The sequence below is a fragment of the Chryseobacterium sp. GM_Chr_2 genome, assembly GCF_026540445.1.
Lineage (GTDB): Bacteria > Bacteroidota > Bacteroidia > Flavobacteriales > Weeksellaceae > Chryseobacterium.
In genome coordinates, this window is record NZ_JALNUD010000005.1 from 108,026 (window position 1) to 127,044 (window position 19,019).

Below are 19,019 nucleotides of genomic sequence, written 5' to 3' on the forward strand. Positions count from 1 at the left end.
CATCATTCACCTTTTTCTATGCTCTTATCCTCTTACGTTTGCTTTTAATTCGTGCTCTAAAGTCATCAAATCCTGATCCAGCTTTCTTCTTCCTTCTGCACCTTGTTTCTGGATTTGTTTTACTTCATTTAATGTATTGATCAACTTCGAAGTCGTTTCTCTCAATGTTTCAACAGATACAATCGTTTGCTCGTTGGCTCTTGCCACATTCACTGAATTCTGACCTAAACGCTCGGCATTTTTTCTCAAAATATCTTCCGTTGTCGCAGAAACTTTTTGTTGAATTTCAATACTTTGCTGTTGTCTGTACATCGCAACGGCTAAAGAAAGTTGGTTTTTCCAAAGTGGCAACGTTGTTGTTAAGATCGTTTGAGCTTTTTCAGCAATCGAAACGTTGTTATTCTGAACCAATCTGATCTGCGGAAGAGACTGCATCATAATTAAACGAACCACTTTAAGATCTGCCAATCTTCGGTCTAATCTCGCGATAAAATCTCTTTTATCCGCAATTTGATAATCCTGAAACTCCTGCGTATTAGCCTCCATGTGGGTTAGCTCGGCGCCGGCTCTTTCTATTCTTAGATTTCCGACAATTACCAGTTCTTCAATTTGCTTGATGGCATTAATATTACTTTCAAAAATCGTTTGTAAAACTGCATTATCTTTCGTTGAAGTAATGATTCCAGCATTTACTTTATAAGAGATCTGATCAATATTGTTGATAATTTTATCATATTTGGCAAATAAATTCTCAATCTGCGTCATTACACTTTTCATGAAAGGTAATTTGCTTAAAAAACTTTTGAATTTATTCTGATTTAATTCTTCAACATCTACATAATTTAGCTCGATCAATAAATTATTAATCAATTCTCCAACTTCACCGGAATTTGATCTTCTTACATTTCCTAAGAAACTATCACTCTGGTTCGATAACGTTCTCTGAAGCTCTGCTCCAAAATTAACGATCGATCCTGGATTGGTTTCATCAATAGAATCGGCAAGAACTTCATATTTTCTACGCTCTTCAGACTGCAACTGCTTTAAATTTACGTTTCCGTCTCTATCTATCACCGGAGCCGGAGCCATACTTGGCGTCGCGGGTGTCGGAGGAGTCATCGGAGTTGGTTCAAACGTCTTTAGAGGCTCGATTGATCCAAGTGGATCTATAGGTTGATTTTCTTGATTGTCCATAATAAATTATTGATAGATTGATACAAATTTTTCAAGACCTTCTCTTTGCCCCGCACCTACTGCTTCAAATTTCCACTCTCCGTTTCTGTTATAAATTCTTCCGAATTCTACAGCGGTTTCAATAGAAAAATCTTCGTCTAGTTCGTATTTTAAAATTTCTTCGTTCGTATCTGTATTGAAAATTCTGATGAAAGAATTTCTCACCTGCCCAAAGTTCTGTCTTCTTGCATCTGCATCATGAATGGTAACAACAACAGTGATTTCTTTTACAGCATCATCAATTTTAGTTAAATCGATTTTAATTTGCTCATCATCTCCAGCTCCGTCACCTGTTAAGTTATCACCAGAGTGAACTACCGCTTTATCCGGAGACTCCAAATTGTTGTAAAAAATAAAGTGATTATCTGAAATTAACTTTTTATTTTCTCCCAACAAAAATAAAGATGCGTCTAAATCGAAACCCGTTCCCGTAGAAGTATTGTTGGTGTCCCAACCCAATCCTACAGTGAATTTTGGTGCATTTATATTTTCTCTCTGTCCTTTCTGTAAGTTAATAGCCATAATTTAGTTCTGTTTGCGTTAAAGTGTTTATATTATTTTCAAATTCTTTTATGAGATGGTAATTATTACTGATTGCCTGTTCCAGCAAATCATCCATCTGTTCTTTTTTTACTTTAGACGTAAGATAATCAAAATTACTTGAATCTAAGCCCAAAATATATTTTACAATCCTTGTATTGAACTGAAAACTTGGTTTCAACATTACTTCTGCAATGTGTTCTACGTTTTTCACCGCATAATAATTGAAGAAATTTTCAATCTTTGGATCCAGCTCAAAATTCATCAGTTCAGCATAATACATGAATAAAAAATCACCTTCTACATTATATTCATTCAAAATTTTATTCACGGTAAACTCATGACTTCCCGTTATTTTAATATCATCTATAAAAATACAAAGTTTTCCTTTAAGAAAATCCTTATCCAGATAATAAGTATCATTGGCTATCAGATTTTTACGATCTTCAAAGCTTAGATTTCCGTAATCTGTTGTATAGGTATGATTTCTATTGATTTTTGATAAAATGCTTGATTTTTTTCCTTTCTGAAAAAGATAAAAATCAAGATGCTTTTTAAAGTAAAAACACAGGAAATTAGAAGCCGTCGGAATCGCCATGTAAGGACTTGGCAACACAACGATCTGCTGATCTGTGTTCAGAATTTCTTCATGAGAAGCAATAAACCCAGTAAACAATTCCTTTGCAAATTTTTGTGCAAACGACCTATCTCCGTACTTAAAATAGCTGTATTCTGCGGGCGAAAATGTAAATTCATCCGCCGAATGAATGTGATGTAAACTATATCTTTTATTCATCTTTTATAATTAGTGTTTTAATAAATGTGCATTGAAACCAAAATCTTTTGCCCCTTTATAATCTGCAATCGGATTATCGCCGATGTGCAAAATTTGATTTAAACTTAAATCCTGATTTTTAATTAAATTTTTCACTTCCTGAAATATCTGAGGATTCGGCTTTGAGCAATTAATTTCATCAGAATAAATATGAAAATCGATGTATTGATCCAGATTCTCATTAATAAGGAATTTGCGCATCGTTTTTCCTTTTATAAATCCTGTATTGCTTAGAATATTTATCGTTTTTCCTTGATTTTTAATTTCATCAAAAAAATCATGAATATTTTCAAATATCACAACAGGGCTATATTCTAAAAAAAGATCTTCACTTTTTTGATAAAATTCGCTTAAAACATCTTTATTCAATTGTTTTACATTTACATTCAGAGCATTTAAAATCAATAAATAAATTTCGAAAGTGTCTACATTCCCACCAATTACTTCATTAATGGTATTACACAAATCGTCATAATATTTTACCGTTTTCGCAACTTCATCAATCGGTTTTTCCACATTAAAAAACGAGGAAAAAAGCTCAACTCTTTTTGCTTTAAATTCAGGGTGAGATTTTATTAAAGTAAGCCACAAATCAAAAGAAAAATGTGAGTGATTGTGGATGTCTATATCTGTTTTCAAACCTTATAAGTTAAAATTTTTATTTAGCTTTTTCTTGAAAAAGATTTAATTGATTTCAAGTTTTTCATCGTTAGTTTTTTTAGCCGAATCATTTCAATTCTTTCCAAAGATAGAATTTTTAAATTAATGTAGAAATGTAGTTCTGTGTTTTAAGATATTTTTATAATTTATTCTAATTTGAACTCAATACCAATCATTTTTTTAACGCAAAGATCGCAAAGGTTTTCTTGAAAATCATTATGTATATTTTTCGTTCGCAAAGGCGTTTCACTCAGCCAAGATTTTCTGATATCATTTGCTGAACGAATGTAGCAATTCAATATTTGTCAATTTTTTGTCCTTTGAAAAAAATCAAAAAAAGTTTTTGCTGTTAAAATATTTTTTCTAATTTCGCAACCGATTAACAATCAACAATGTCAACAAAAATGATAAATATAATTTCTTTAAGCAATCCTATCAGAGCTGTGTACTTTGGTAGCACTAAATATTTATCTGAATAACGATCGACCTTATAAAATAAAAATATAATGAAGGCCTATCTGTTCAGATAGGTCTTTTTTGCTACCCTACTTTCAGCTTTTCAATTATTCGAAAAGGTTATCTGATATTTTTCACGAAAATAAAATTCAATTTCTTACAAAAACGAAACGTAAGGACAAGGAATTTTTATGCCTAAAATTCAGAATACACTTTAAAAATCAACAATTTAAATTAAACAAAATGAAATACAACACACGAAATATAGGTATCATAGCACACCTCGATGCAGGAAAAACGACTTTAACAGAAAGATTGCTTTATTACACTGGAATGATCCACAAAATTGGAAACGTAGACGATGGAAATACTACGATGGATAAAGACATTCAGGAGAAAAACCGAGGAATTACCATTTCATCTGCAGCAATTTCCACGCAATGGAAAAAGGATAATAACATTTTCAATATCAATATTATCGACACTCCGGGACACATTGATTTTGCGGTGGAAGTTGAACGTTCATTACGAGTTTTAGACAGCGTTGTCCCGGTTTTCTGTGCTTCTTCAGGAGTTCAGCCACAAACGGAAAATGTCTGGTTCCAAGCTGAAAAACATGGAATTTCAAAGATTTGTTTCATCAACAAAATGGACAGAATCGGAGCCGATTTCTTCGCTGTTGTGAATGAAATTAAAACCAAACTGAATGCAGTTCCTTTGGCTTTGCAAATTCCGATTGGTTCTGAAGATCAATTTGAAGGCGTTATCGATTTAATCAAACAAAAAGCTTTGTATTGGATCGATGAAAACGGAGAAACCATTATTGAGAAGGAAATTCCTGAAAATTACCAAGCTGAAGCTGATGAATTCAGATTAAAGCTAATGGAAACATTGGCAGAATGTGACGAAATTTTCTTTGAAACTTTTATGAATTCTGAGAATAAAATTTCTGAGGAAATGATTTTTGAAGCAATTCAAAGAACTTGTCAGGCAAGGAGTTTGGTTCCCGTTGTATGCGGTTCTGCTTTTAAGAACAAAGGCGTTCAGCCTTTGCTAGATGCGATCGTTAATTATCTTCCAGCTCCGAATCAATTGCCTTCTGTTAAAGGAAAAAATGCGAAAACTGAAGAAACAATTGAATTGCAGAGGAATGAAAAAGAAACTTTTTCAGGATTGGTTTTCAAAGTTATCATTGATAAACACATGGGTAAATTGGCGATGCTTAGAATTTATTCCGGAAAAATAAAATCTGGCGATACTGTTCAGAATGTAAAAACGGGTGAAAGTTTCAGGATATCGAGGATTTTGCAGATGCAATCTGACAAGATTTTAACTATTGAGGAAGGAAAAGCGGGAGATATCGTTGCTTTAACTGGAATAAAAGATGCGAAAACGGGAGATTCTTTATCATGTGTTGAACAATCTATTTTGCTTGAAGCCATTACAATTCCTGCTCCGGTTATTCGTGTTTCGATTGAGCCAAAAACGAATGCTGATGAAAAATCTTTCGGATTGGTTTTAGCAAAAATTCAGGAAGAAGATCCTTCATTGGTTGTTGAAAGAGACAAACAGAAAAGGGAAACTTTATTGAGTGGTTTGGGAGAATTGCATCTTGAAGTGACGTTGGAAAAGATTCGATTGAATCATGGAATTGAAATCAATCAGGGAAAACCTAAAGTTTCGTACAAGGAAATTTTAACGGAAACTAAAAGGCATCGAGAAAAACTTTCCAAACAAAACGGTGGAAGCGGACAATTTGCCGACATCACGTTTGAAATTGGACCTCGAGAAGATAATGAAATGGGTTTGGAGTTCATTAATCAAATCAAAGGTGGTGTGATTCCGAGTGAATTTATTCCGTCTGTTGAAAAAGGCTTCAGAGAAGCGATGGAAAACGGAGCTTTGAGTGGAAATCCTTTGGAAAGTATGAAAGTTACGCTTCTGGACGGATCCGTTCATCAAGTTGATTCTCATGCCTTTGATTTTGAAATGGCAGCAAGAGATGGTTTCAAAGAAATAGGAAAATCTTGTAAACCTAAATTAATGGAACCCATTATGAAAGTTGAAATTCAAACCATTGAAGATTATACGGGCGTTGTGACGGCGGATATCAACAAACGAAGAGGAATGATCACTTCGATTAATGAAAAATCAGGAAGAAAAATCTTCACAGCGGAAGTTCCTTTGGCTTCTACTTTTGGATATATTTCTGATCTGAGAACGTTGACGAGCGGTAGAGCTTCGATCAGCATGAAATTATCGCACTATGCTTTGGTGCCTGATTTCATTGCAAATACATTAGTAACCTAAAGAACGAGGGCTGTAAATTTTATTTTGCAGTCCTTGTTTGGGTTATGGAAGTGAATTGTCAATGGTAAATTGGAAATTTTTCTCGCGCTGATTTTGCGGATTGCGCTGATTTTCTAAGACGATTAATATGACCTTGTTTTTAATCGCATTACATACGATTCTATCCTAAATCGTCCCTTCAGGACTCTAACCTAATTCATCCTTCAAAACTCTCCTACTTTCAAACCCTAAAAGCTCTCCTACCTTTCCGGCATCACTTTATACGTCGGGTCATCCTGGATATTGACTTCGATAACGGCTTCTGCATTTTTCAGCACTTTGATGCAATCTTCGCTAAGATGTTTTAAATGAAGTTTTTTATTGAGTTGACTGTATTTTTTTGATAGTTTGTCCAAAGCATCGATGGCGCTCATGTCTACAATTCGGCTTTCTTTGAAATCAATAACCACTTCATTCGGATCGTTTGCAGGATCGAACTTATCTGTAAATGTTGTAACAGAGCCGAAGAATAAAGGGCCGAAAATTTCGTAATATTTAACACCATTTTCGTCGATATATTTCCTAGCTCGAATTCTTTTCGCATTATCCCACGCAAAAACCAAGGCTGAAATTATCACTCCAACCAAAACTGCCAACGCTAAATTGTGAAGAACAATCGTAATTAAAGCCACCGTCATTCCAACAAAAATATCGGATTTCGGCATTTTATTGACAATTCTAATCGAAACCCACTGAAAAGTACTGATGGCAACCATCATCATTACACCAACCAAAGCTGCCATCGGAATTCTTTCGATAAATGGAGCTCCGACTAAAATGATAATTAAAATGGTAATGGATGCAATAATTCCTGAAAGTCTGGCTCTTGAACCCGCATTTAAGTTGACCAAAGTTTGCGCAACCATCGCACAACCTCCCATTCCACCGAAGAAACCATTGGTAATATTTGCTAAACCCTGAGCAACAGATTCTTTATTGGCACTTCCTTTAGAGTTGGTAATTTCATCAACCATTGATAATGTTAATAATGATTCAATCAAGCCAACTCCAGCCATAATTAAGGCATAAGGAAAAATAATTTGTAAAGTTTCCAATGAAAAAGGAATACTTGGAATATGAAAACTTGGAAGACTTCCGCTAATGTGAGCGATGTCTGCAACGGTTTTTGTATGAATTCCGAAACCTAAAACGATTCCAAAAACTATTAAAATAGCAACTAAAGAAGCCGGAACTACTTTTGTAATTTTAGGAAAAGAGTAAACAATCGCGATGGTTAAAGCAACCAACCCCGACATTATATATAAGGTTGTACCTTGAAGCCAACTTGTCACTCCGTTTGCATCGGTTATTTTAAATTGTTCAACCTGAGCCATAAAAATAATGACAGCCAAACCATTCAGAAAACCATACATTACAGGTTGTGGAATTAATCTTACGAATTTTCCGAGTTTAAAAATTCCCACCAACATCTGAAAAATACCTGCAAGAATAACAGTTGCGAAAAGATATTCTATTCCGTGAGTTTTAATTAAAGCAATTAAAACAACGATGGTCGCTCCTGCTCCACCGGAAACCATTCCGGGACGTCCGCCGAAAATTGCAGTCACCAATCCCATCATGAAGGCAGCATAAAGCCCTGTTAATGGAGAAAGCCCTGCCAAAATAGCAAAAGAAAGCGACTCCGGAATCATGGTCATTGCCACGGTAAGCCCTGCCAACAACTCGTTTTTATAATTAATTTTCTGAGAAAAGTCGAATAATTTCATGTGTAAAACTGAAGCACAAATGTAGAGAGTTTAAAATAATTTACACAAAATAAATTTTCTTATTTAATACCACAAAAGCTATATTTTATTTCACACAAACGTCCATTTATTGTATATTTTTTAACATAATATTAATTTTAACGTTTTTTTTAATATATTTTTTTGTAGTTATTAATTAGGATTTTTTATATTTGAAGAACAAATGTTGGTTAATTTTTATCAATAAAATCTTGACGGAAAAAATAAATTGCTGCAATCACAGTATTAAAGGGAAAAATTAACAACTAAAAATTATATAAGATACATGAGAGAGCTTTAATAGGTAAGATGTAATTCAGACTTATGGGGAAGAGTTTGGAAATATGAAATTTTACGAGATTAAATGAAAGGATGATCGCTCACGACAATACGAATAGGACTCTTAGGATGTATTTAAGAGTAATTCTTTGGATATATTATCATATCTAATCATTATACATTACACTGAATAAAATAAATCATAATTCTAATTTTTCTTTATATCAACAATAAAGGAAGAAAGACTTTTATCTGAATAAAACAGATTGGCTTACCTATTGATCTAATGTATATTGTTTAATGATAAACATTACATACACAATGCTATACAAAGAGATACATATAGGACATTTTATAAAAGAGCGAGTAGACGAAAAAGAAATTACTATTGAAAGAATATGTAATTTTTTAAATAAAGATGAAGAATTTATTGAAAATGTTTACAAAAGCAAATCTATCGATACAGAAATTCTGCTGAGATTCTGTAAACTATTAGAGTATGATTTTTTCAGACTTTACAGTTCTCACCTTATTCTTTATGCTCCGCCTTCTGCGGTACACAAAAACCCTCAGAAATCTGAAAAAATTCCTTATTTCAGAAAGAATATTTATACGCAGGAAATTAAGGATTTTATTATGAAAAGAATTTTATCCGGAGAGATGACTCAAGGTGAGGTCATTAAGGAATATTCTATCCCTAAAAGCACATTACACAGATGGTTGCAGAAAAGAAATGATGTAGAATAGAACACACACAGCTAGGATATGAGACCCAATTACACCAAAATTTATCATGACATGCTTAAGCTGGAATACCCGGATAAGCTGAAAGACCCAAAGATTAAAGAACTCCTCAAAAAATTAAATACAACGGAAGATGTACTGAATTTTAATGAGAAGATATTCACACAATCTAAGGAAAGCCAAAGAGACAATCAAAAGCTAAAAACGTATGACAAAAAAACGATGTTAAAACTGCTTGAATATCAGCATAAGCACGGTTTTTCAACAAGTTATATGTCTAAAAAATATAAAATAAGCAGAACTACAATCGCCAAATGGAAAAAAACATTTGAAGAGGATCTGGAAAAAATAACAGCCGATAAATAGTAATTTATCGGTTTTTTATTTTAATTGAAAAAGTATGTTATTTTTGTAATTTGACAATAGCATCATCATTAAAAGCTTTAAAGGCAAAAAGTTAATATGATTCAATTAAGTATTTTTTTCAGAAATTACGTTTTATTATTCTCTCTTTTGTTTTCTGGAGTTGCTTTCTCGCAGACAGAGGAAATTGATGATTTATTGAAGAAATCCGAAAAAAGTTATTTGAAATATCAGGATCTTCAACAATTTAAATATGCCAGAGATGCTAATCTATTGGCAAAAGAGATGGGCGACTCTAAAAGAATTTCTCAGAGCTATCTCAATATGGCTCAAGCATTAAGCAATCTCGGGCTTACAAAAGAGTGTCTCCTATTTCTTAATCGGGCTGCCTCTAGTAATTATGCAAAAAAAGACCTCCTTTTCCAGTGTCGGATCATGGAAATAAAATCAGAAATTTATTCTCAACAAGGATTATTTAAACAAGGGTTGAAAGAACTCCTGAAAGCGTCTAAATCCTTAGAGAAACAAAAAGATACAGCATCACGTGAAAAATTGGGGAAAATTTACGGACATATTGGAAATCAGTATTATCACTTAGAGAATATCAATGATGCATTAAAATATTACAAAGAATCAAAACAACTGCTTAGCGCTTTTAATGTAAATGAGAAAACCAAATATTTAGCAATCTATTATAGATGTTACTCTTCTATTTACATGAGGAAAGGTAATTATGATTCTGCCTATTATTTTTCTAAAAAATCATTTGATATCAATTCCAAAATTAATCAACTGACATTTTTAGATTATGCTAATTTAGGAGATGTGCATGCATTTCAAAAAAAATATAAACCATCTATAGATTATTATAAAAAATCCATTAGCGCTATTAAAAAAGATTCTATGAATCCAGCAATAGCTACAATCCTTTATAAAAATATTTCTACTAATTATGAAATGCTTAATGATCAAGAGAAAGCTGAAAAGTACAGAACCATTTTTGAGAAAAGAAACAGTGAAGACAACGAGCTGAAAAAGAAAAACATAGAATACATAGTTTCTTCTATTGTAAAAGATAAAGAAAATGAATTAAACAATATCCAAAGAAAAAGATATATCTGGATATCTTTAAGCATTTTACTTATTCTTACTCCTTTATTATTCATTTATAGAATTTTAAGAAAAAAAATAAAACAGAAAGAAGAGAAGATATCTGAAGTAACCACCACTCTTGAACAAAAAGAAAAAGTAATTTTCGAAAAAAATATAGAAACCAAAGAGTTAAAACTTAAGGTAAATGATACTTATAATGAATTAATAGAGTTTGCCAAAAACAATGATCCTACATTCTATTTCAGGTTTCAGGAAATTTATCCAGAATTTCACAATACATTATTAAAACATTTTCCGGGGCTACGAAATACAGAGCTAATATTGTGTGCTTATACATTTTTAGGATTTAGCATTAAAGATATTGCAGAATATACATTCAAGTCTGTAAATACAATACGTAACAGAAAGCAAAATCTGAGAAAAAAATTTGAAGTTCCCACAGATCAGGATATGGGAATTTGGTTAAAAAACCTAATCTATCCGAATGATAATCAGTAAAATAAATTGATTAAAAAAACATTTTTGATTCTATAGCTGTACAAATTAAAAACTATCTTATTTTTGTAATTCGACAATACCATAATCATTAAAGGCTTTAAGGGGCAAAAGTTAATATGATTTATACGATTACAAAAAACAGTCTGCAATTATTTTTTATTTTTTTTTCAAGTTTTTTATTCGCTCAAAACGCGGACATTAAAGAGATAGATGCACTCTTAATGAAATGTTTTAATAGCAGAGCCAAATATAATAATATAGATGCTTTACAGTATGCAAAGCAAGCCAGCAACTTAGCAGAAAAAACTGGAAATTCTGAAAGAAAAGCAAAAAGCTATTATGAAATGGCTCTATTAACATTAACTCCAGAGTTACAAAAGCAAAGTTTAATTTTCACTAATAAAGCTTACGAAGAACCTTATACTAAGCAAAACATACCTCTTCAGGCGAGAATAAAAGAATTAAAATTTTATAATTATTCTATGCTTGGGCTCACTTCTCAAAGTATGAAAGAGCTATTTGGCGCCGTAAAACTCTTAGAGAACAGAACAGACGGAGACTCCGAAAGAACAATTACCAGCATTTATGGTAATATTGGAAATTATTATCAGACAGAAAATAAACTAGATTCTGCTGCTTATTATTATAAAAAAATTTATAATCTCGTAAAGGGCTTCTCAAAAGAAATTCAATCTATAAGGCTTCCGGAGTGCTATTTAGCAATGGGGGATGTTTTTCGTGAAAGAAAAATGCAAGATTCTGCACTCTATTACTATCAAAAATCTTATCAATTTAAAATTAAACATAAAAATCCTTCAGTTTTCATGGAGTATATTTGCTTTGGTGATTACTATAAAGCAGAAAAGGAAAATCAAAAAGCCTTGAATTTTTACTTAAAAAGCTTGGATAATATTAAAGAAAGCAAAGTAAATATTGAACCTTATTTATTTGTTTATGAAGAAATATCTAGCATATATGGAATTTTAGGAAATAAGAAGCTTCAAAATGAATATCAAGAAAAATACAATCAAAAAATAAGAGATGCTAATGAGCTTAAAATAAAAAATACAGAAAAAGCACTTAATATTATTCTAAAAGACAACGAAAGCCAATTAAAAGAATCACAAAACAGGATTTATTTATGGATTTCCCTATGTGTTTTAGCACTCTTTATTTCACTTCTTTTCATTTACAGAACATTAAGAAATAAACTAAAACAAAAAGAATCTGAAATAAACCAGGTGACAACACATCTTGAGCAAAAAGAAAAAATAATTTCCGAAAAAAATGAAGAAACAAAAGAACTTCAACAAAAAATAAATGACGCATATAATGAAGTCATAAATTTGGCTCAGAATAATGATCCTGCATTTTATTTTCGATTTCTAGAAGTCTATCCGGAATTTCAGACAAAGATGCTAAAAGATTTTCCGGGTTTAAGAAACTCAGAACTTATTCTTTGTGCCTATACTTATCTTGGCTTTACAATAAAAGATGTGGCAGAATATACCTACAAATCTGTAAATACTGTTCGAAACAGAAAGCAAAATTTGCGAAAAAAATTCAATATTCCAACCGAACAGGATATGGGAATATGGCTTCGTGAGTTAATTAATCCAAATCAGGAGAATTAATAAGTCATTAAATATCAATATATTAAACAAAAGTAGTATGCAAATGGTATACTATTTTTTTTGTGTTTTGATTAATTTTTTTTCTATTTGTATCAGAAAGTTGGAAGATGAATTTTGATAACCTTTTAAAAACATTTGATGAAAAAAAAACATATCATCAAAATTAACCTAAAGACTTTCTATTAAAAATACAAATCTGAAATTGCCCCAAATTTTAAGTTTGTATTTAAAACACAAGATGAAAATTAATGGATCAAACAGGGTAATATCTTCATCCTAATATTGCCCTGTTCCTATTAATTTTTAGGTTATTTTAATTAAAACCTTCGAAAAAAATTATTAAATATTCTATTCAAAACTAATGTTTGAAGTAGAATATTTTGGCATTAATCATAATATTTTTTGAAGGAAAAAATAATGATGATGCCATTGAAAACACAAATAAAAAAAAGCATTTTATTACTCCTGATTCTTTTGTCAGGCTATATATCTTGCCAGAATAAAGATCTGAAACAAATTGATAGTTTGCTGAAAAAGGCAGATTATTTTAATAAAAAATTTCAAGATCTTAACGAATTCACAACAGCAAGAAAGGCTAATATTCTCGCGAAAAAAATAAACAACAGCGAAAGAAAAGCAAGAAGTTCTTACTACATTTCGCGTTCTTTATTTAATCTTGGGCTTCAAAAAGAAAGTTTAGCACACATTAATTCAGCAACTTCTGACGGATATATTACCAAAGATCCTTTACTTAATTCTCTATTTATCGAATTGAAAGGATACATTTATAAATTCATGAATCTGAAGTCACAAGGTATCTTTCAATTCAATAAAATATTTAACATTCTAAAAAATGAAAACAGTCAGAAAGCCTATGAAATAAGAGCACGAACGTATGCTAATCTTGCCCAAATGACTTCTGATAAAGATTCGGCTTATACTTATTTTCAGTTACAAGCCAAACAGTTACAAAAATTATCAGAAAAAAAATATTTTAATGCAATCTGCGAGCATTATAGTTATCTGGGAGGTAATTATTTAGAAAGAAATGATTTTGATTCGGCACTTAATTATTTTGAAAAAGCGCTGAAACTTAAGAAAAAATACAATGATCCTGTATTATATGAGCAATATAAAGACTTTGGCAGCTACTACATCTATAAAAATAATTACCAAAAAGCATTAGATTATTTTCTTAAAGCAAAAGAAAATATGCAGCATTACATTTATCAACCCAGCTATTATGCATTTATCGATGCTCAAATCTCTTATTCCTATGCAAAACTTGGCAATAAAGAGATGTACGAAAAATATGAAAATTTAATTGCCAAGAATAATGCAAAAATTCAAAAAGAGCAAGATCATAATATGGATTATGCGTTGCATGTAATTTTAAAAGACCAAAAAAGAGATCAAGAAGAATCTAATAAACAGCAATATATTTATATTTTAGTTGGAATTATTGCCTTAAGTTTAATTTTCTTCCTAGTTTTTATTGTTTTGCGAAAAAATCTTAAGCACAAGGACAACATTATTTCAGAAGTTACACATACTTTACAGGAAAAAAATAAAATTATCAATCTAAAAAGCCAGGAAACCGAAGAACTTCAACAAAAAATCAACCATTCTTACACAGAATTAGTAGAATTGGCAAAAAACAATGATCCCGATTTTTATTTTATTTTTCAGAATGCATATCCTAATTTTCAGAAAAAAATGCTGACAGAGTTTCCCGGATTAAGAAATTCAGAATTAATACTTTGCGCTTATACATTTTTAGGATTTTCTATAAAGGATATTGCAGACTACACCTACAAATCGATCAATACAATTCGAAACCGAAAGCAAAATCTTCGTAAGAAGTTCAACATACCGACGGAGCAAGATATGGGATTTTGGTTAAGAAATTTTATTAATCCACAAAAAGAGAATTAATTAAAATACTGAATATTAAACTATTAAATAAAAATAGTATATAAATGGTATTTCCTTTTTTTGTCATTCAGTGATTTTTGTTTCTCTTTGTATTAGAAAATTACACGGATTTACAAGTAAGGTCACAAAAATCGAATGATGAAAAAAAACACAACCTCAAGCTTTTAATTAGAAAAATTAATCCCTAGAATTTTCTAAAAATAAGAATGAAAATCAAGGAATTTGAATATTGCCCTAAATTTCAAATTTCTTTTTCCAAACAACACAAATGAAAAAATCTGAAAGAAAACAGACTACATCACAATGATGAAAAACAAATGACAAAAGGGTAATACTTCATTCTTGTATTATCCTTTTTCATATAAATTTCAAATCTTAATTCCTTTCTCGTTTACATTTTCAAATTGATTGATTTTTTAAATCAATTCTCGTTTTTATGCTTTAAAATAAACTTAACAATTTGTTTTTTTGACGTAAATTCATATTACACTTTGTACAATTTGCATCATTTTATTCGTTAATATTAGATGTTAAACTTAAATCTTTAGCAAAAAAATGATAAACAAGTGAAATCATGGATTATATCTAGTATTTATTAAATTAAGAGTTATATTTTTGTAACAATCATTCATCACAACTTTATGGGGCAAAGTTTTATGATTAGAACAAATTACATTTTAAAAAATAGCATCATGCTACTTTTCATTTTATTGTCAAATCACGCGATTTGCCAAAGTAATGAAGTAGAAAAAATCGATGTGCTACTCCTTCGTGCATACAAAAATCATAAAAATTACAAAAATATTCTTGAGCTGGAGGATGCTAAGGAAGCCAATGTATTAGCAAAAAAAATAAATGATCCAGAAAGAATCGCAGAAAGTACATTTTCTATCGCTCGTGCCTTAAGCTCCTTGGAATTGCAAAGAGAAAGTCTTTTGGCTATAGAAGAAGGCCTCAAATTAAGTTACACAAAAGGCGATCCGCTTTTGCAGGCTAAATTTAAAGATATAAAGGCCTATAATTTCAATGCCTTATCATTAAAATCTGAAGGAAGAAAAGAGCTTGATGATATTTTAAAGCTTTTAAAAGGAAGAAAAGACACCACTGCCATAAAATTACAGTCAAAAATATACAGCAATATCGGGCATCTTTACTTTGATGACGATAATCCTGATTCTGCACTTGCTTACTATCGTAAGAGAGAAAAGGAGATCCGAAAATTGCCAGAATATATAGCATACGCAAACTACGTAGATCATTATATTTCTATGGGAAATGCTTTTCTTAAAATGAAAAAAAATGATTCTGCATTATATTATTTTCAAAAAAGCTATGACGTATCAAGACAATATAACGATTACAGTCTTTTTTTATCCTACATGTCTTTAGGGAAATATTATCATCAGAATAAAGATTACAAAAAAGCGCTTGATTTTAATTTAAAATCTTTAGAAGAAGTTGATAAAAAATCGATGAATATCATGGGTTTTATTAAAATTTATAAGGATACGTCTGAATTGTACGGTATTTTAGGCAATAACGAAAAAAAGACAAAATATGAAAAGCTTTATAACGAAAACCAAAACAAAATTTCTGCAGACAGAGCAAAAAATATGGACTATGCTATAAATATAATTCTAAAAGACAAGGAAAATCAATACAATTCTTCTCAAAAAAGAAAATATACCATGATTTTTGCAGGAGTTTTTATACTAATACTCTTATTTATCATTATTTATAAAATTTTACACAAAAATCTGAAACACAAAGAAACTTTCATCACAGAAGTTACCAGTACCTTAGAAGAAAAGGAAAAATTGATCTCTCAAAAAAGTATCGAAAAAGAAGAGCTTCAGCAAAAAATAGGCGATGCTTATAAAGAGGTAATGCAACTGGCGCGTACTAATGATCCTTCATTTTATTTTCGTTTTCAAGAAGTTTATCCGGAGTTTCAGAAAAAATTACTGGAAAATTTTCCGGGTTTGAAAACTACCGAGCTCATCTTATGTGCTTATACTTTCTTAGGGTTTACCATTAAAGATATTGCTGAATACACTTTTAAATCGATTAATACCATCAGAAACAGGAAGCAGAATTTGCGCAAAAAATTCAGTATTCCCACAGAAACTGACATGGAAGATTGGTTAAACAATACTATTTATCCAAAAGAATAAACAAAACATAAAGCTTTAAAAATCAAAATATTAACCAAAAGTAGTATACAAATGGTATACTACTTTTTTTGTGCTTACATATTTTTTTTATCTATTTGTTTAAAATTTAAAATGAAAATAATACCGAATAAAAACACAAACAATTAAAAACAAACCATAAAAAACACAATAAACAATAAAGTTTTCAGAGAGTAAATTTAAACTGTTGTTTTCATGAAATTGTCCCAATTTTTTTGACTACAACAAACAACACAACATGATGAAAAATTTAAGTAGAAAAAGGTAATATTTTTTCGATGTTACCTTTCTACTTTTTACTCTTTATCTCAACAAAAGTAATCAACAATAATTTTAATAATACAGTAAATTAAGTCAATATTTTGTTACTTTTGCCTAAATAAGCTATAACTAAAAACACAGTAAAGCCTCATGATGAATAATTATTTAATGCTCAAGAGAAGCTTTCAAAAATATTTTCTTTTTCTATTCTTCTTTTTTTGGTCTAGTCTTATTTTCTGTCAAAATAATGATACTAAAAATATTGATGAGCTTTTAAAAAAAGCAGAAATCAGCAGACAAAAATTTAAACATCTCGATCAACTAAAATATGCAAAAGACGCACTTATTCTTTCCCAAAAAGCCGAAAATTCAGAAAAAATAACACAGAGTTATTATACAATGGCGAGAGCACTCTCCTTTCTTGAAATGCAAAAAGAAAGTTTTGCGTATGCTAATAAGGCACTAAATGAGCCTTATGGAAAAAAAAGCAACCTTTTACAAGCTCAGGTAAGTGAAGTAAAAGCTTTCAATTACTACAGTTTGGGATTAAATTCTCAGTTTACTAAAGAGCTTCCTAATATCATAAAGCTTTTAAAGAATGAAAATAATAGAGAAGCCATTATCTTAAAACAAAGAACATACTTAAATCTTGGAGCATTAAAACCAGATTCAGCATTATATTATTCTAAATTATCTTACGATGAATTAAAAAAAATTCCTGAAAGGCAAATTCATTTAGAACTTTCAGACTATTATCGATATATGGGTACGGATTTTATGGATAACGAAAAGCCAGATTCTACACTCTACTATTTTAATAAAAGCTTCAAAATTAATTTAAAATATAAAGATCCGGTTGTTTTTCAGGATTATACGTCATTTGGAGATTATTTTACCTGGCAAAAGCAATACAAAAGGGCTATTTCTTTTTATGAAAAAGCAATCAAAAATATTAAGGACCAATCAATTGCACCTTATCATTTTCACAATAACAGTTTATACAAGAAAATTTCTGACTTGTATGGTAATCTTGGAGAAACAAAAAAGCAATCTGAATACAAAAAAATATATACCGATCTACAACATAAACTTCTTTTGGAAAGAGAAAAAAATATAGAGGAAGCTTTAAAAGTAATTCTCAGTGATCATGAAAATTTTTATAAAACAAAAGAAAAAACACACTATACCTTAATTTTTTTCCTTATTGTCATTATAATTCTGCTCATTTTTATATTTTCCCGCTTAATTTATAAAAATCTGAAACATAAAGAAAATCAAATCAGCGAAGTAAAAGGCAATCTTCAGAAAAAAGACGAAATTATTGATCAGAAAAACACAGAAACCAAAGAACTGCAACAAAAAATAAATAAAGCCTACACCGATATTATAGATTTAGCCAAAAGTAATGATCCTAAATTCTATGAATATTTTCAGGAAATTTATCCTGAATTTCAAATAAAAATTCTTCAAAATTCCCCTGGGCTTAGAACTTCTGAGTTGGTTTTGTGTGCTTATACTTTTTTAGGATTTACCATTAAAGATATTGCAGAATATACATCAAAATCGATAAACACTGTACGAAACAGAAAGCAAAATCTTCGTAAGAAATTCAATATTCCAAAAGAAAAGGATATGGGGATTTGGTTAAGAGAATTAACACAAACTCAAAAAAACTAAATTAAAACATTAAAAACAAGAAACTTACATATAAATAGTATACTGATGGTATGCTATTTTTTTTGAATTAAAGCTAAATTTCATTCTCTTTGCATCAGAAAATTAAATCAATGCATTTGACGAAATTTTTAAAGCACAATAAATAAAATTAATTAGATAAAAAAGCACAAACACAAATAACAATAAAAATTTTCTAACATTCTATAATAAGGGCAAAAACACAAATGATGAATTTGATTAGTAAATAATCAAAATTTTAAAAACACACAAAAAATGATGAATTAATAGTAGAACCGAGCGGAACTAAACTCAATTTATGATTGCTCTTCTACTATTAATTTTTTTTGAAAGAAAAATTTTATTGCTCAAAATAATCCTCAGATAATTTCAATTCATCTATAAATTTAAATTTATTTTATTTTTAATAAAAAAATCAACCCAAAGAATATAAAACACTGAAAATAAAATAATTATTTTAAAATAGTATAAGAATAGTATACTGTTT

Annotated in this window: 13 protein-coding genes; 8 read left to right on the forward strand and 5 right to left on the reverse strand. The window is 30.2% G+C overall.

Annotated features, from left to right (window positions below; all coding sequences use genetic code 11):
• Positions 1 to 24 precede the first annotated feature (24 nt).
• From OXQ85_RS09830 to OXQ85_RS09845, 4 genes are read right to left on the reverse strand one after another with little or no spacing between them, the layout of a single operon-like run.
• A complete protein-coding gene (locus OXQ85_RS09830; RefSeq protein ID WP_267404059.1) occupies positions 25 to 1,194 on the reverse strand; it encodes a toxic anion resistance protein in 1,170 nt (389 codons plus the stop codon).
• A 6-nt stretch (positions 1,195 to 1,200) separates the two neighbouring features.
• Positions 1,201 to 1,755, reverse strand: coding sequence for a TerD family protein (locus tag OXQ85_RS09835; protein WP_267404061.1), 555 nt, complete (start codon positions 1,753 to 1,755; stop codon positions 1,201 to 1,203).
• The gene (locus tag OXQ85_RS09840; protein WP_267404063.1) at positions 1,745 to 2,569 is read right to left on the reverse strand and encodes a phosphoribosyltransferase family protein; all 825 of its coding nucleotides are present in this window, start codon (positions 2,567 to 2,569) and stop codon (positions 1,745 to 1,747) included. The genes OXQ85_RS09835 and OXQ85_RS09840 overlap by 11 nt, the downstream gene beginning before the upstream one ends.
• Before the next feature lie 9 nt (positions 2,570 to 2,578).
• Complete coding sequence (locus OXQ85_RS09845) at positions 2,579 to 3,247, reverse strand: HAD family hydrolase (RefSeq protein WP_267404065.1); 669 nt, start codon at positions 3,245 to 3,247, stop codon at positions 2,579 to 2,581.
• A gap of 720 nt (positions 3,248 to 3,967) precedes the next feature.
• Between OXQ85_RS09845 and fusA the strand changes: the two genes are divergently transcribed.
• A complete protein-coding gene (fusA, locus tag OXQ85_RS09850) occupies positions 3,968 to 6,034 on the forward strand; it encodes an elongation factor G (RefSeq protein WP_267404067.1) in 2,067 nt (688 codons plus the stop codon).
• A 239-nt stretch (positions 6,035 to 6,273) separates the two neighbouring features.
• Here the strand turns inward: fusA and OXQ85_RS09855 are convergent, their stop codons facing one another.
• Positions 6,274 to 7,800 carry a SulP family inorganic anion transporter gene (locus tag OXQ85_RS09855; protein WP_267404069.1) on the reverse strand — a complete coding sequence of 509 codons (1,527 nt, stop codon included), beginning with the start codon at positions 7,798 to 7,800 and terminating at the stop codon, positions 6,274 to 6,276.
• 618 nt (positions 7,801 to 8,418) lie between these two features.
• On the opposite strand from OXQ85_RS09855, the gene OXQ85_RS09860 reads away from it, so the two are divergent.
• The 7 genes from OXQ85_RS09860 (at position 8,419) to OXQ85_RS09890 (ending at position 18,514) form a co-directional block, all read left to right on the forward strand.
• Entirely contained in the window at positions 8,419 to 8,844 is a 426-nt protein-coding gene (locus OXQ85_RS09860) for a transposase (protein ID WP_267404070.1), read from the forward strand.
• 18 nt (positions 8,845 to 8,862) lie between these two features.
• Positions 8,863 to 9,207 (forward strand): helix-turn-helix domain-containing protein, encoded by a 345-nt coding sequence (locus OXQ85_RS09865; protein ID WP_267404071.1) that lies wholly within the window; start codon positions 8,863 to 8,865, stop codon positions 9,205 to 9,207.
• 96 nt (positions 9,208 to 9,303) lie between these two features.
• The gene (locus tag OXQ85_RS09870; protein WP_267404072.1) at positions 9,304 to 10,815 is read left to right on the forward strand and encodes a hypothetical protein; all 1,512 of its coding nucleotides are present in this window, start codon (positions 9,304 to 9,306) and stop codon (positions 10,813 to 10,815) included.
• Between the two features lie 221 nt (positions 10,816 to 11,036).
• Positions 11,037 to 12,449: a tetratricopeptide repeat protein gene (locus tag OXQ85_RS09875; RefSeq protein ID WP_267404073.1), complete on the forward strand. Its 1,413-nt coding sequence runs from the start codon at positions 11,037 to 11,039 to the stop codon at positions 12,447 to 12,449.
• A gap of 474 nt (positions 12,450 to 12,923) precedes the next feature.
• Entirely contained in the window at positions 12,924 to 14,384 is a 1,461-nt protein-coding gene (locus OXQ85_RS09880; protein WP_267404074.1) for a hypothetical protein, read from the forward strand.
• Between the two features lie 692 nt (positions 14,385 to 15,076).
• Positions 15,077 to 16,558, forward strand: a complete 1,482-nt coding sequence (locus OXQ85_RS09885; protein WP_267404076.1) for a tetratricopeptide repeat protein — start codon at positions 15,077 to 15,079, stop codon at positions 16,556 to 16,558.
• A gap of 429 nt (positions 16,559 to 16,987) precedes the next feature.
• Positions 16,988 to 18,514, forward strand: a complete 1,527-nt coding sequence (locus tag OXQ85_RS09890; RefSeq protein ID WP_267404078.1) for a hypothetical protein — start codon at positions 16,988 to 16,990, stop codon at positions 18,512 to 18,514.
• The last annotated feature ends 505 nt before the right edge of the window (positions 18,515 to 19,019 follow it).